The sequence below is a fragment of the Pseudomonas sp. PS01298 genome (genome assembly GCF_029959745.1).
Taxonomy (GTDB): domain Bacteria; phylum Pseudomonadota; class Gammaproteobacteria; order Pseudomonadales; family Pseudomonadaceae; genus Aquipseudomonas; species Aquipseudomonas aylmerensis.
Window position 1 is genome coordinate 1 of record NZ_JASCPP010000069.1, and the last position, 13,931, is coordinate 13,931.

Annotated in this window: 10 protein-coding genes; 3 read left to right on the plus strand and 7 right to left on the minus strand. The window is 61.7% G+C overall.

Annotation, left to right across the window (positions count from 1 at the left end):
• Positions 1–384 precede the first annotated feature (384 nt).
• The 3 genes from betT to mgrA all read left to right on the plus strand — a co-directional run bounded on the left by betT (position 385) and on the right by mgrA (position 5,000).
• The gene (gene betT / locus QMX97_RS21335; RefSeq protein WP_162946137.1) at positions 385–2,346 is read left to right on the plus strand and encodes a choline transporter BetT; all 1,962 of its coding nucleotides are present in this window, start codon (positions 385–387) and stop codon (positions 2,344–2,346) included.
• A gap of 179 nt (positions 2,347–2,525) precedes the next feature.
• Positions 2,526–3,854, plus strand: coding sequence for an OprD family outer membrane porin (locus QMX97_RS21340; RefSeq protein ID WP_282397568.1), 1,329 nt, complete (start codon positions 2,526–2,528; stop codon positions 3,852–3,854).
• A gap of 108 nt (positions 3,855–3,962) precedes the next feature.
• On the plus strand, positions 3,963–5,000 hold the full coding sequence (gene mgrA / locus QMX97_RS21345; RefSeq protein ID WP_010214105.1) for an L-glyceraldehyde 3-phosphate reductase: 1,038 nt from the start codon (positions 3,963–3,965) through the stop codon (positions 4,998–5,000).
• A gap of 533 nt (positions 5,001–5,533) precedes the next feature.
• Here the strand turns inward: mgrA and tauD are convergent.
• From tauD to QMX97_RS21380, 7 genes are all read right to left on the minus strand, one after another.
• A complete protein-coding gene (tauD, locus tag QMX97_RS21350) occupies positions 5,534–6,370 on the minus strand; it encodes a taurine dioxygenase (protein WP_106805446.1) in 837 nt (278 codons plus the stop codon).
• A 21-nt stretch (positions 6,371–6,391) separates the two neighbouring features.
• Positions 6,392–7,228 carry a taurine ABC transporter permease TauC gene (gene tauC / locus QMX97_RS21355; protein ID WP_282397562.1) on the minus strand — a complete coding sequence of 279 codons (837 nt, stop codon included), beginning with the start codon at positions 7,226–7,228 and terminating at the stop codon, positions 6,392–6,394.
• Complete coding sequence (gene tauB, locus QMX97_RS21360) at positions 7,225–8,004, minus strand: taurine ABC transporter ATP-binding subunit (RefSeq protein ID WP_065899593.1); 780 nt, start codon at positions 8,002–8,004, stop codon at positions 7,225–7,227. The genes tauC and tauB overlap by 4 nt, the downstream gene beginning before the upstream one ends.
• A gap of 17 nt (positions 8,005–8,021) precedes the next feature.
• Positions 8,022–8,999, minus strand: coding sequence for a taurine ABC transporter substrate-binding protein (gene tauA, locus QMX97_RS21365; RefSeq protein WP_282397563.1), 978 nt, complete (start codon positions 8,997–8,999; stop codon positions 8,022–8,024).
• Positions 9,000–9,242: 243 nt separating this feature from the next.
• Entirely contained in the window at positions 9,243–10,826 is a 1,584-nt protein-coding gene (gshA, locus tag QMX97_RS21370; RefSeq protein WP_065899595.1) for a glutamate--cysteine ligase, read from the minus strand.
• Positions 10,827–11,040: 214 nt separating this feature from the next.
• The gene (locus QMX97_RS21375) at positions 11,041–11,424 is read right to left on the minus strand and encodes a PaaI family thioesterase (protein WP_213552158.1); all 384 of its coding nucleotides are present in this window, start codon (positions 11,422–11,424) and stop codon (positions 11,041–11,043) included.
• Positions 11,424–13,748, minus strand: coding sequence for a Tex family protein (locus QMX97_RS21380; RefSeq protein ID WP_065899597.1), 2,325 nt, complete (start codon positions 13,746–13,748; stop codon positions 11,424–11,426). The genes QMX97_RS21375 and QMX97_RS21380 overlap by 1 nt, the downstream gene beginning before the upstream one ends.
• Between the last annotated feature and the right edge of the window lie 183 nt (positions 13,749–13,931).

Below are 13,931 nucleotides of genomic sequence, written 5' to 3' on the forward strand. Positions count from 1 at the left end.
GGGCTTGCTCGCGAATGCGGAGTATCTGTCAATGAATCATCGGCTGACCCAGCGCATTTGCGAGCAAGCCCGCTCCCACAGTTGGAATGCATTCCAGACCTGAGCGGATTTCTCCCGAAAATCGCTGAACGTTTTACCTCCCGCACCCGTCATACCAGTCCTTGAGCTAGTGTAGGAATTATCTACCACTCAGCCCTGCGATTAGTCCCAGACCGCCTATCCATGTTTAACTTGAATGTTCGTTCAAGTTAAACCGGTGGTTCGCTGCCCGCTCACAACAGGAGGCTTACCTTTGCTGAGTCCGTTTTTTACAGCCACATCTCCCGCCCGAGGGGTGCATCGTTCATGAGTGCATCGTCGACCCCAGCCAGCGGCCTGGTGCGCATGAATGCGCCCGTCTTCTACTTTGCTGCAACCTTCATCTTGCTGTTCGGCATCACTGTCATCGCTATCCCGCAACAGGCCGGCGCCTGGTTGCTGGCCGCGCAAAACTGGGCGGCCAATACGGTCGGCTGGTACTACATGCTGGCGATGACCCTGTATCTGGTCTTCGTGGTGGTCACCGCGCTATCGGGCTACGGCAAGATAAAACTCGGTGCCGACCACGACGAGCCCGAATTCAGTTACCTGTCCTGGGCCGGCATGTTGTTCGCCGCCGGGATCAGCATCACGCTGTTCTTCTTCTGCGTCTCCGAGCCGCTGACGCACCTGGTGCAACCGCCCCAGGGCGCACCGATGAATGCCGACGCCGCGCGCCAGGCCATGCAGATCCTGTTCCTGCACTGGGGCCTGCATGGCTGGGGCGTGTTCGCCTTTGTCGGCATGGCCCTGGCGTACTTCGCCTACCGGCATAACCTGCCGCTGGCGCTGCGTTCGGCGCTGTACCCGCTGATCGGCAAGCGCATCAACGGCCCCATCGGCTATGCGGTGGATGGCTTCGGCATTATCGCCACGGTGTTCGGCCTGGGGGCCGACATGGGCTTTGGTGTGCTGCACCTCAACTCCGGCCTCGACTACCTGTTTGGCATTGCCCATACCCAGTGGATCCAGGTTGGATTGATCACCCTGATGATGGGCGCGGCGATTCTGGTCGCGGTGGCCGGCGTCGACAAGGGCGTGCGAGTGATGTCCGACATCAACATGCTGTTGGCCTGTGCGCTGCTGCTGTTCGTGTTGTTCGCAGGTCCCACCCAGCACCTGCTCAACACGCTGATCCAGAACATCGGCGACTACCTTGGCGCGTTGCCGACCAAGAGTTTTGACGTGTACGCCTACGACAAGCCGAGCGACTGGCTCGGCGGCTGGACGGTGTTCTACTGGGCCTGGTGGATCGCGTGGTCGCCGTTTGTGGGCCTGTTTATCGCGCGGATTTCCCGTGGCCGGACCATCCGTGAGTTCGTCTTCGGCGTGCTGCTGATCCCGCTGGGCTTCACCCTGGCGTGGATGTCGATCTTCGGCAACAGCGCCATCGACCAGGTGCTCAATCACGGGCTGACGGCCCTCGGTCAGTCGGCCATCGATGACCCGTCGATGAGCCTGTACCTGCTGTTGGAAACCTACCCGTGGAGCAAGACGGTCATTGCGGTCACCGTGTTTATCAGCTTCGTATTCTTCGTGACCTCCGCCGACTCCGGCACCGTAGTGCTCTCGACGCTGTCGTCCAAGGGCGGCAACGCCGATGAAGACGGGCCGAAATGGCTGCGGGTGTTCTGGGGCGCGATGACGGCGCTGGTCACCAGTGCGCTGCTGTTTGCCGGCAGCATCGACTCGTTGAAATCAGCCGTGGTGCTGACCTCGCTGCCGTTCTCGATGATCTTGCTGCTGATGATGTGGGGGCTGCACAAGGCCTTCTACCTCGAGTCGCAAAAGCAGATCGCGCAGTTGCACTCGTTGGCGCCGATCTCGGCTTCCCGCAAGGGCCGTGGCGGCTGGCGCCAGCGCTTGAGCCAGGCCGTGCATTTCCCGTCACGCGATGAGGTGTACCGCTTCCTCGAATCGACGGTGCGCCCGGCGATCGAAGAAGTGACGGCGGTGTTCGTCGAGAAGGGCCTGAGCGTGGTCACTCAGCCGGACCCGGCCAACGACAGCGTCAGCCTCGAAATCGGGCATGGCGAGGAGCATCCGTTCATCTACCAGGTGCAGATGCGCGGCTACTTCACGCCGTCGTTCGCCCGGGGTGGCATGGGTTCCAAAGAGATCAACAACCGTCGCTATTACCGCGCGGAAGTGCACCTGAGTGAGGGCAGCCAGGACTATGATCTGGTGGGCTACACCAAGGAGCAGATCATCAACGACATCCTCGACCAGTACGAGCGCCACCTGCAGTTCCTGCATCTGGTGCGCTGACCTGTAACTCCCCGCAAAGCCCCGTTCTACGGGGCTTTCTTAAATTTAATTTCATTCGTCAAACCCTCGGTTTGACGCGCAACTGTCATCTGGCCACTGCGTAATTGTGTGAAGCGTTTGACGCTTTCATTTCAAAACAGTGACGGAGACCGGTAACAATGAAGACGTTATTAAGCCCTATGGTGGGTGCCGCCATGGCGAGCTTTATGCTGTCCGCCCATGCCGATTTTATCGATGACAGCCACGCCGACGTGACCCTGCTCAATCGCTATCTCAACCAGCAGGGGCGTGATGTGGTCAACAGCAACGCGAAGGCCCACAGCATTCGCGATTGGGGCCAGGGTTTCGAGTTCAACTTCAAGTCGGGATACACCGAGGGGCCGGTGGGTTTCGGCTTGGATCTGCAGGCGTTCTACGGGCTGAAACTGGATTCCGGTGGCGACCTCAACGACAAGGATCACCAGGGCCGCTACCCCGGCAGCATGTTCCCGCTGGACAACGGCAAGTCCGCCGACCAGTTCGGCGTGCTCAGCCCGACGTTCAAGATGCGCTTTGCCCAGGACGAGCTGCGCGTCGGCACGCTGTACGGCAACAACCCGGTCCTGGCCAACACCGACGGGCGCCTGTACCAGCAGACCAATACCGGCGTGCAACTGGTTTCCAAGGACCTTACCGACTTCACCTTCACCGGCGGCGATATCCTCAAGACCAAGATCCGTAACGAGACCGGCGACCAGGGCATGATCACCGCCGGCGGCACCAAGGAAAGCGATCGCTTCCTGTTCGGCGGTGCGGACTACACCGGCATCCAGAACACCACCGTCAGCCTGTGGTACTCCAATCTTGAGGACTACTACCAGCAGTTCTTCCTCGGTGCCAAGCGCCATGACGCTTTGTCGGTCGGCGCGATCGACACCGATGTGCGGGTGTTCCGCAGCCTGGGCGTGGGCGGCAACGCCGACGGTGACAAGGACTTCGAGGCGGCGGGTCTTTACGGTGATGGTGTGAACAAGGGGCGCATCAACCAGACCACCGCCAGCTTGCTTGAGAGCTACAGCCTGGACGGCCATACCGTCGGCCTGGGTATCCAGAAAAACAGCGGCGACAGCGACTTTCCCTACCTGGATTCCGGCTTGAACAGCGGCGACAACCGCCAGGGCCCAGGTTCAGGCGCAGACACCCCGGCGCTGACCAACATGCAGTTGAACAAATTCCAGCATGCCGGCGAACGCACCTGGCTGGCGCAGTACAAATATGACTTCGGCAAACTCGGCCTTACCGGCCTGACGTTCTCCGCGGCGTATGCCCACGGCGATGACATCCGCACCGCACAAGGCACCACCAGCGAATGGGAACGTAACGTTGCCGTGGCGTATCAAGTCCCCACCGGCACCCTCAAAGGGCTCGGCGTGACCTGGAAAAATGCCCACGCCAGCCCGGACATCAGCGGTGCCACCGTGCAAGATGAAAACCGCTTTTATGTCAGCTATGTCGTTCCACTCTGGTAGGCAATTGCTGTAAAACGGAAAGGCAGACTTAAGCGATTCAGCTGGTTAAAAGGCCTGGGAATAACCTTATTCCCAGGCCTTATTTGCCTACGTCCAAGAGAGGATTCGATGACTTACATTGCTGCCGAAAACCGCTATGAATCTATTCCGTATCGCCGCGTAGGCCGCAGTGGACTGGTGCTGCCGGCACTGTCCCTGGGGCTGTGGCACAACTTTGGCGACAGCACCCCGATCGACACCCAGCGCGCCCTGTTGCGCACCGCGTTCGACCTGGGGATCAACCACTTTGACCTGGCCAACAACTACGGCCCGCCTTACGGCAGCGCCGAGATCAACTTCGGCCGTTTGCTGCGCGAAGACTTCAAGCACTACCGCGATGAACTGATCATCTCCAGCAAGGCCGGCTGGGACATGTGGCCCGGCCCCTACGGCCAGGGCGGCGGTTCGCGCAAATACGTGCTGGCCAGCCTCGACCAGAGCCTGCAACGTCTGGGCGTCGACTATGTGGATATTTTCTACTCGCACCGGTTTGATGCCGACACCCCCCTGGAAGAAACCGCCAGCGCCCTCGCCACCGCCGTGCAGCAAGGCAAGGCGTTGTACATCGGCATCTCTTCCTACTCCGGGGTAAAAACCCGCGAAATCGCCGCGCTGCTCAAAGAGTGGAAAGTGCCGCTGTTGATCCACCAACCTGCCTACAACTTGCTCAACCGTTGGGTGGAAAAAGACCTGCTGGACACCACCGAAGAACTCGGCGCCGGGGTGATTGCGTTCACACCGCTGGCTCAAGGGCTGCTGACCGACAAGTACCTCAACGGCGTGCCGGCCGACGCACGAGTGAATCGTCCGGGTGGCGGTTCGTTGCAGGCCAAGCACCTGTCCGAAGCCAACATTGCCCATGTGCGTGCGCTGAATGAAATCGCCCAGCGCCGTGGCCAGAGCCTGGCGCAACTGGCCCTGGCCTGGACCTTGCGCGACCCACGGGTGACCAGTGCGCTGATCGGTGCGAGCCGGCCGGAGCAGATCATTGAAAACGTCGGGGCGTTGAAGAACCTGAGCTTCAGTGCCGAAGAACTGGCGGAGATCGATCGGTTCGCGCAGGAAGGCGGGATCAACTTGTGGGAGAAGCCGTCTACTGCTGAGTAATCTGCAGTAGTCGGTCACTGTGGGAGCCGGGCTTGCCTGTGAGGGTGGTGGGTCAGTCGATGATGGTGTTGGCTGATCCACCGCTTTCGCAGGCAAGCCAGCTCCCACAGTTGATTTTCAGTGGGGCGAATTTCCTTGGCCCGACTCGGTCAATGTGGGAGCCGGGCTTGCCTGTGAGGGTGGTGGGTCAGTCGATGAAGGTGTTGGCTGGGCTACCGCTTTCGCAGGCAAGCCAGCTCCCACAGTTGATTTTCAGTGGGGCGAATTTCCTTGGTCCGGCTCGGGCAATGTGGGAGCCGGGCTTGCCCGCGATGGCGGTGTGTCAGTCGATGGAGGTGTTGGCTGATCCACCGCTTTCGCAGGCAAGCCAGCTCCCACAGTTGATCTTCAGTGGGGCGAATTTTTTCGGCACGATCCAAATCACTGTGGGAGCCGGGCTTGCCCGCGATGGCGGTGGGTCAGTCGATGATGGTGTTGGCTGGGCTATCGCTTTCGCAGGCAAGCCAGCACCCTCCCTCGATCTTCTGTGTGATCTAGAACGGCACGTCCCCAAGAATCGTCGCCCGGTGCATCACGCGCCGTTGCGGCCGGTAGTCATCTACCGCGTAATGCTGGGTCACGCGGTTGTCCCAGAACGCCACGTCATTTTCCTGCCAACGCCAGCGAATGGTGAACTCCGGGCGGGTCGCGTGAGCGAACAGCAGCTTCAGGATCGCTTCGCTTTCGGCAGGTTCGAGCTCATTGATCCTGGTGGTAAACCCATCGCTCACAAACAACGATTTACGCCCACTCACCGGATGCGTGCGCACCACCGGATGCGACAGCGGCGGGTTTTTCTTGCGGGTTTCTTCCCAGCGCGCCAGGTCTTCGGCGGTGTTGCCGAAGCGTTCCAGCGGGAAGGATTTGGTGAAGTCGTGGGTGGCGGTAAGCCCGTCGAGCAAGCGCTTCAACGGCTCGGACAGCGCCTCATACGCCGCGATGCCACTGGCCCACAACGTGTCGCCACCAAACGCCGGCAGCAGTTTGGCGCTGAGCACCGCGCCAAGCGCCGGGGTGGGCAGGAAGGTCACGTCGGTGTGCCACACGGCGTTATCACGCACGTCGGTGACGGCGGTGTCGAGGATCAGCACTTCGGGCTGTTCCGGCACATTGGGGTAGATCGGGTGGATGTGCAGGTCGCCGAAATTCGCCGCGAACCGCGCTTGTTGCTGCGGGGTGATCGGCTGGCCACGGAAGAACAGCACCGAGTGCGTGAGCAACGCCTGTTCGATGGCGTCGCGCTGTTCGACGTTCAGCGGCTGGGTGATATCGACGCCACTGATCTGGGCGCCCAGGGCGGTGCTTAATGGCGTAACGGTCAGGCTGCTCATGCGGTTCTCGTCAATAAGTGCTTAGTGTGCCTGGCCATGCCAAGGCACCAATTTGCGCTGCAGGGCGCGCAGGCCCATTTCCATGGCGAAGGCGATCAGTGCGATCACCAGGATCCCCAGTACCACCACATCGGTGACCAGGAACTGCGCCGCCGACTGCACCATGAACCCCAGGCCGCTGGTGGCCGCGATCAGCTCGGCAGCAACCAATGTCGACCAGCCCACACCCAGGCCAATGCGCACGCCGGTGAGAATGTCGGGCAGGGCGCTCGGCAGGATCACATGGCGAATCAACTGGGCGCGGGTCGCACCCAGCGATTGCGCCGCGCGTAGTTTGGCCGGGTCGACGGTGCGCACGCCGGTCGCGGTGGCGATGGCAATCGGGGCAAAGATCGCCAGGTAGATCAGCAGCACCTTGGACAGCTCGCCGATGCCGCACCAGATCACGATCAGCGGCAGATACGCCAACGGCGGAATCGGCCGGTAGAACTCGATCAGCGGGTCGAGAATGCCACGCGCAATACGGTTGGCGCCGATCGCAATGCCCACCGGCACGGCGGTCAGCACTGCAAAGCCCAGGCCCAGGCCGATACGGCTGAGGCTCGCGCCCAAGTGCTGCCATAGGGTGGAATCCATGTAGCCCGTGGTCGCCAGCAGCCAGCCTTTTTGCAGCACGGCAGACGGCGGCGGCAGGAACAGCGGCTCGATTAGGCCGGTGGCGGTCACGGCCCACCAGATGGCCAGCAAGGCCACCAGGGTCAGCAGGCTGATCCAGCGCGTGCTCAGGCTGCGGCGCACGGGGAAAACGGCGTGCGGCACCGGCTTGGTCGCGGTGGCGGGAAGTTCGTAGCTGCTCATGCGGACACCTGCCGTTGCGAGAACACTTTGCCCAGCACGTGTTCGCGGGTTTCGATAAAACGCGGGTCGGACTTGATCGCCCGCGCCGACTCACCGGCGGCGTAGCGTTGGCCAAAGTCCAGGTGCAGGCGTTCGACGATCTGGCCGGGGTTGGGCGCCAGCAGGATCAAGTCAGTGGCGAGAAATACCGCCTCTTCGATGTCATGGGTGATCAGGAATACCGGCTTGGCCGTGCGCCGCCAGACTTGCAGCAACAGCTCCTGCATCTGCTCGCGGGTGAAGGCATCGAGGGCGCCGAAGGGTTCGTCCATCAGCAGCACGCGCGGGTCTGCTGCCAAGGCGCGGGCGAGGCCGACGCGCTGTTTCTGGCCGCCGGAGAGCTGCCAGATGCGGCGGTTGTCGAAACCGGCGAGGTCCACCAGTGCGAGCATTTCCCGGGCGCGCACTTCGCGTTGTGCCTTGGCCACGCCCGCCAGTTCGAGGCCGAAGCCGACGTTGGCAAGCACGTCCTGCCAGGGCAGCAGGGCGTCGTCCTGGAACACCACGCCACGTTCGGCGCTCGGGCCTTTGACCGGCACGCCATCAAGGGTGATGCGCCCGGCTGACGGTTCGACAAAGCCGGCAATCAGATTCAACAGCGAAGTCTTGCCACTGCCGGACGGGCCGAGGGCGACCAGCAATTGCTGGGGCCCAAGCTCCAATGAAATATCAGACAGTACCGGTTCTGTGGCGCCTGGGTACTGTGCGCTGATGCGCTCCAGTTGTAGCAAGGCCATCGCGATGAACTCCTGAATCAGTTAGTGATGAACTTGGCGCTGACGTAAGGGGCGTAGTCCGGCAGCACGGCGTCGACCTTGCCTTGCTCCTTCAAGAACGCTGCAGTGTCGGTCACCGCCTTGGTGGTCGGGGCGCCCAGCAGGGTTACCTGGTCAGCCGCCAATGGATAGACGTTGCCTTGCAGCAGCAGCGGGATATCACTGGCCTTGGCGCCGGAGAGCTTCTCCAGTTTGTCGACGTTGCCTTTGTCAGCGATCCAGGCTTGTGGGTCTTTGCGGTACGCGGCGTAGGCGTCCAGGGTGACCTTGGCGAAGGCCGTGACGATTTCCGGGTGCTTCTCGGCAAAATCCTTACGCACGATCCACGCATCGAAGGTCGGCGCGCCGAACTTGGCCAGTTCGCCGGAGGTGATCAGCACCTTGCCGTTTTCCTTGGCCACGCCCAGGGCGGGGTCCCATACGTAAGTGGCATCGATGTCACCGCGCTTCCAGGCGGCGATGATTGCCGGCGGGGCGAGGTTGAGGATGGTCACTTTCGAGGGGTCGATGTTCCAGTGCTTCAGCGCGGCGAGCAGGCTGTAGTGACCGGTGGACACGAACGGTACCGCGACTTTCTTGCCGACCAGGTCCTGCGGGCTGTTGATCCCCGAACCGTTGCGCGCCACGAGGGCTTCGGCACCGCCGATCTGGGTAGCAACGAGGAAGGTTTCCACCGGCACTTTGCGCGTGATCGCTGCGGTCAGCGGGCTGGAACCGAGGTAGCCGATCTGCACGTCGCCGGAGGCGATGGCGGCGATGATGTCGGCGCCGTTGTCGAATTTGCGCCAGTCGATCTTGGCGTTGGTGGCTTTTTCATAAGCGCCGTCGGCCTGGGCGACTTTCGCCGGGTCCACGGTGGTCTGGTAGGCGATGGTTACATCCGCCGCGTGGGCAAACAGACTGGCACCGGCCAAGGACAACGCCGCCAGGAGGCGCAGTGGGGTCAAAAGTTTCAAAGGGAAGCTCCTCAATCAGGCGGCCGAGGGTCGGCGTGTGAGGAGACTAAATGATCTAAGAATCCGAAAATAAATAACATTTTCGAATTAGCTTATGAGGAGAAGAGTGAATGCGGGTGTTGAGGGCGCATTGGCCAAATGTGCGAGCTGGCTTGCCTGCGATGCTCACGACTCGGTAGTTCAGATCTACCGGGTTGATGCTATCGCAGGCAAGCCAGCGCCCACACGGGGTGGCGTGATGCCTTAGTTACTGATCGCCAGGATACTGGCCTGGTACGACCCGACAAACACGTCAAAATCGCCCACTTCGTTCTGTTCCAGCTCCGCCTGCTGTGCCAGCGACGTGCGCGCCAGCTCTTCAAAGCGCGCCTGCTCTTCGGCTGGCAACGGCTCGCGGCGAAAATGCTCGGCGTGGACCTCGCTCTGATGCAGAGAGAACTGCGCAAAACTCTCTTTGCGCTCGGCCATTGCCGCCAGCACTTGGGCCGATGGCGTCAGGGACGGGTCCTTGACCTTGGCCAGTTGGGCGTCCAGCGCCTCGCTGTGTTCGCTGATGCCGTGGCTCGCATCCAGCAGGGCCGCCAGCGGCGCAATCTGCTCGAGCAATTCGGTGGCCCATTCCTTCATGTCCACTGCCTGGCCCTGGCGCTGCAATTGCAGGCCCGGACGCCGGCCTTCCTTGACCACGCTGAGGAAGTTGGACGTGGCGTTGCCGCATTCGTTATTGGCGAACAATGGGCTGTCGTTCAGCGCGCAGTACAGCAGGAACGCGTCGAGGAAGCGCGACTCCGGCAGGTCGATACCCATCGGCAGGAACGGATTGATGTCCAGGCAGCGTACTTCGATGTACTGGATGCCACGCGCCATCAGCGCCTGGATCGGCCGTTCGCCGGTGTAGGTCACGCGCTTGGGGCGGATGTTGGAGTAGTACTCGTTTTCGATCTGCAGGATGTTGGTGTTGAGTTGTACCCATTCACCGTCCTTGTGCGTGCCGACTTCGACGTAGGGCGCGTAGGGCGTTGCCACCGCTTCGCGCAGGCTGTCGGTGTAGCTGGCCAGATCGTTGTAGCACGGCGTCAGGCCGGCCTGGGCGTTGCTCTGGTAACCCAGGTCGCTCATGCGCAGGCTGGTGGCGTACGGCAGGTACAGGGTGTCGGCGTCGAGCACTTCCAATTGATGCGAGCGACCGCGCAGGAAGCCCGCGTCCAGTGCCGGCGAAGCCCCGAACAGGTACATCAACAGCCAGCTGTAGCGGCGGAAGTTGCGGATCAGCGCGATATAGGCAGTGGACTGGTAGTCGCGGTCGGTGCCGACAAACCCTTCCGTCTCCTTGAGCAGCGGCCACAACTGTTCCGGCAGCGAGAAGTTGTAGTGGATTCCGGCGATGCACTGCATGGTCTTGCCGTAACGCAGGGCCAGGCCCTTGCGGTACACGTACTTGAGCTGTCCGATATTGGAGGTGCCGTAGTAGGCAATCGGAATGTCTTCCTCGGCCGGCAACGGGCACGGCATCGAAGGGCTCCACAGGTATTCGCTGCCGAGCTTGGTGTAGGCAAAGCGATGGATCTTGTCCAGGCTGCTCAGGGTATCGGCCGGGTTGGGCAGGGCTGGGGTGATGAACTCCAGCAGCGATTCCGAGTAGTCGGTGGTGATCTGTTCATGGGTCAACGCGGCGCCCAGGGCTTCGGGGTGTGGCGTTTGCGCCAGGCGACCCTCACCGGTGACACGTAGGCATTCACGCTCGATGCCGTGCAAGCATTGCTCTAGCAGGGAGAGGTGTTCGCGCTTGCCGAGCAGGGCCAGGCGGCGGTTGAGAAGTTCGCTCAAGTTAGATTCCTTCACGCGTCAGTCGCCCCAATATGGGGGTGGGCAAGACGGTCTACAAGGGTGAAGTTAAAACTGGCGTTATCGCCTGGTTTTGAGTCGATTTGACTCGCTTTGGAAAAGCCTACTTCACTCCTTGAATTGGGCTATAGCGCAGCAAGAAAATTCCGACGCTGTTGTCGCAGCGCCGAAATTAACTCAAATCGAGGGCGGGGAGCTATAGGACAGCGAAGGTGCCTTGTGCTTTTGCGACCAGTTTTTCGTCCTGGTACACGTCGGCCTCGACCACCAGGGTGCGTCGACCGGCGTGAATCACGCGGCTGGTGCATAACACGTCACCGTCGGAGACCGCGCGAATGTAATTGATCTTGCATTCGATGGTCGCGCTCTGCTGGTCGAACCCATGGGAGCTGGAACAGGCCAGCCCCATGGTGATGTCCACGAGGCTGAAAATCGCCCCGCCATGGAGCTTGCCTGCGCGGTTGCGCAGTTGCGGCTCCAGGGTCAGGGCCACCTCGGCAACGCCTTCGTCCAGGCGTTGCAGGCGGCAGCCGATCAGTTCGCTGAAGGCGCTCTGGGTCAAGCCGGCTGGGATGTCCATCAGCGTTTCTTCAACTGTTTGGCGTTGGCGAACAGCGAGGCCATGGCGTTGTTGGACGGCGCGGCGGTCGCGGTTTCCTTGCGCGGCGCGTTGTTCTGCGACTGGCGCGGCGCCGAGCCTGGGCGGGCACCGCGAGCCCCGTCGATTTTCTCGCCGGGGGTGTCGCTCATGCGCATCGACAGGCCGACGCGTTTGCGCGGGATGTCGACTTCCATGACCTTGACCTTGACCACGTCGCCGGCTTTCACCGCTTCACGCGGGTCCTTGATGAACTTCTCCGAAAGCGCAGAGATGTGCACCAAACCGTCCTGATGCACGCCGATGTCCACAAAGGCACCGAAGTTGGTCACGTTGGTCACCACACCTTCGAGGATCATGCCCAGTTGCAGGTCCTTGAGGTCTTCGACGCCATCCTGGAACTCGGCGGTCTTGAACTCGGGACGCGGGTCACGGCCGGGTTTTTCCAGCTCTTGCAGGATGTCGGTGATGGTCGGCACACCGAAGGTTTCATCGGTGTACTTTTTCGGATCCAGGCGCTTGAGGAACGCGGCGTCGCCGATCAGCGAGCGGATGTCGCGGTCGGTCTCGGCCGCAATGCGCTGCACCAGCGGATAGGCTTCCGGGTGAACCGCCGAGGCGTCCAGCGGGTTGTCGCCATTCATCACGCGCAGGAAGCCGGCGGCCTGTTCGAAGGTTTTTTCACCCAGGCGTGCGACTTTTTTCAGCGCGGCGCGGGTTTTGAACGCGCCGTTCTCGTCACGGTGGGTGACGATGTTCTGCGCCAGGGTCGAATTCAGGCCGGAGATCCGCGCCAGCAGCGCCACGGAGGCGGTGTTCACGTCCACGCCCACGGCGTTTACGCAGTCTTCCACGACCGCGTCCAGGCCGCGCGCCAGTTTCAGCTGCGACACGTCGTGCTGGTACTGGCCGACACCGATGGATTTAGGGTCGATTTTCACCAGTTCGGCCAGCGGATCCTGCAGGCGACGGGCGATGGACACCGCACCACGGATCGACACGTCGAGGTCCGGGAATTCCTTGGACGCCAGCTCCGACGCCGAGTACACCGAAGCACCGGCCTCGGAGACCATGACCTTGGTCATCTTCATGGCTGGGTATTTTTTGATCAGCTCGGCGGCCAGCTTGTCGGTTTCACGGCTGGCGGTGCCGTTGCCGATGGCGATCAGGTCCACGGCGTGCTTGGCGCACAGGGCCGCCAGGATCGCCAGGGTCTGGTCCCACTTGTTGTGTGGCACGTGCGGGTACACGGTCGCGTGGTCCAGCAGCTTGCCGGTGGCATCGACCACGGCGACCTTGCAGCCGGTACGCAGGCCCGGGTCGAGGCCCAGGGTCGCACGCGGGCCGGCCGGGGCGGCCAGCAGCAGGTCGTGCAGGTTGTGGGCGAAGACGTTGATCGCTTCGGTTTCGGCGCCGTCGCGCAACTCGCCCAGCAGGTCGGTTTCCAGGTGGGTGTAGAGCTTGACCTTCCACGTCCAGCGCACCACTTCGCCCAGCCATTTATCTGCAGGACGGTTCTGATTTTGAATGCCGAATTGTTGACCGATCATGCCTTCGCACGGGTGCATGGTGCCCGGCAGCTCGTCGCCGACTTTCAGCGCGGAGCTGAGAATGCCTTCGTTGCGGCCACGGAAAATCGCGAGCGCGCGGTGTGACGGCATGCTTTTCAGCGGTTCATCGTGTTCGAAATAATCGCGGAACTTGGCGCCTTCTTCCTCTTTGCCGGCGATGACGCGGGCGCTGAGGGTGGCTTCCTGCTTGAGGTAGGTGCGCAGTTTTTCCAGCAGGCTGGCGTTTTCGGCAAAACGCTCCATGAGGATGTATTTGGCGCCCTCGAGGGCGGCCTTGACGTCGGCGACACCTTTTTCGGCGTCGATAAAGCGCGCGGCTTCGGTTTCCGGGGTCAGCGACGGGTCGTTGAACAGGCCGTCAGCCAACTCGCCGAGGCCGGCTTCCAGGGCAATCTGGCCCTTGGTGCGGCGCTTCTGTTTGTACGGCAGGTACAGGTCTTCGAGACGGGTCTTGGTGTCGGCGAGCTTGATGTCGCGTTCCAGTTGCGGGGTCAGCTTGCCCTGCTCCTCGATGCTGGCGAGGATGCTGATACGCCGTTCGTCGAGTTCTCGCAGGTAGCGCAGGCGCTCTTCCAGGTGTCGTAGTTGGGTGTCGTCGAGGCTGCCGGTCACTTCTTTACGGTAACGGGCGATGAAGGGCACCGTGGAGCCTTCATCCAGTAGAGCGACGGCCGCTTCGACCTGTTGTGGGCGTACACCGAGTTCCTCGGCGATGCGGCTGTTGATGCTGTCCATAAAACCACCTGAAATTCTTAGAAGCAGCCCGCAGGCCCGGAAAACAAGGCCTTGCGCGGCTGGTTGAGCGGCCCGACTGGCGCCGCTGCCTGGGTCAAGAGGCTGCCTATTGACCCTCGAAATCGAAAAAATCACGACAAGCGGGTGAAAAAAAGCCCGGCAGTAAACGGTAACGATCTGACG

Coding starts and splice junctions, on each gene's coding strand:
- QMX97_RS21340 (WP_282397568.1), top strand. CDS start 2,526: ATGGTGGGTGCCGCCATGGCGAGCTTTATGCTGTCCGCCCATGCCGAT.
- QMX97_RS21375 (WP_213552158.1), bottom strand. CDS start 11,424: ATGGACATCCCAGCCGGCTTGACCCAGAGCGCCTTCAGCGAACTGATC.
- tauD (WP_106805446.1), bottom strand. CDS start 6,370: ATGAGCAGCCTGACCGTTACGCCATTAAGCACCGCCCTGGGCGCCCAG.
- mgrA (WP_010214105.1), top strand. CDS start 3,963: ATGACTTACATTGCTGCCGAAAACCGCTATGAATCTATTCCGTATCGC.
- betT (WP_162946137.1), top strand. CDS start 385: ATGAATGCGCCCGTCTTCTACTTTGCTGCAACCTTCATCTTGCTGTTC.
- tauC (WP_282397562.1), bottom strand. CDS start 7,228: ATGAGCAGCTACGAACTTCCCGCCACCGCGACCAAGCCGGTGCCGCAC.
- tauB (WP_065899593.1), bottom strand. CDS start 8,004: ATGGCCTTGCTACAACTGGAGCGCATCAGCGCACAGTACCCAGGCGCC.
- QMX97_RS21380 (WP_065899597.1), bottom strand. CDS start 13,748: ATGGACAGCATCAACAGCCGCATCGCCGAGGAACTCGGTGTACGCCCA.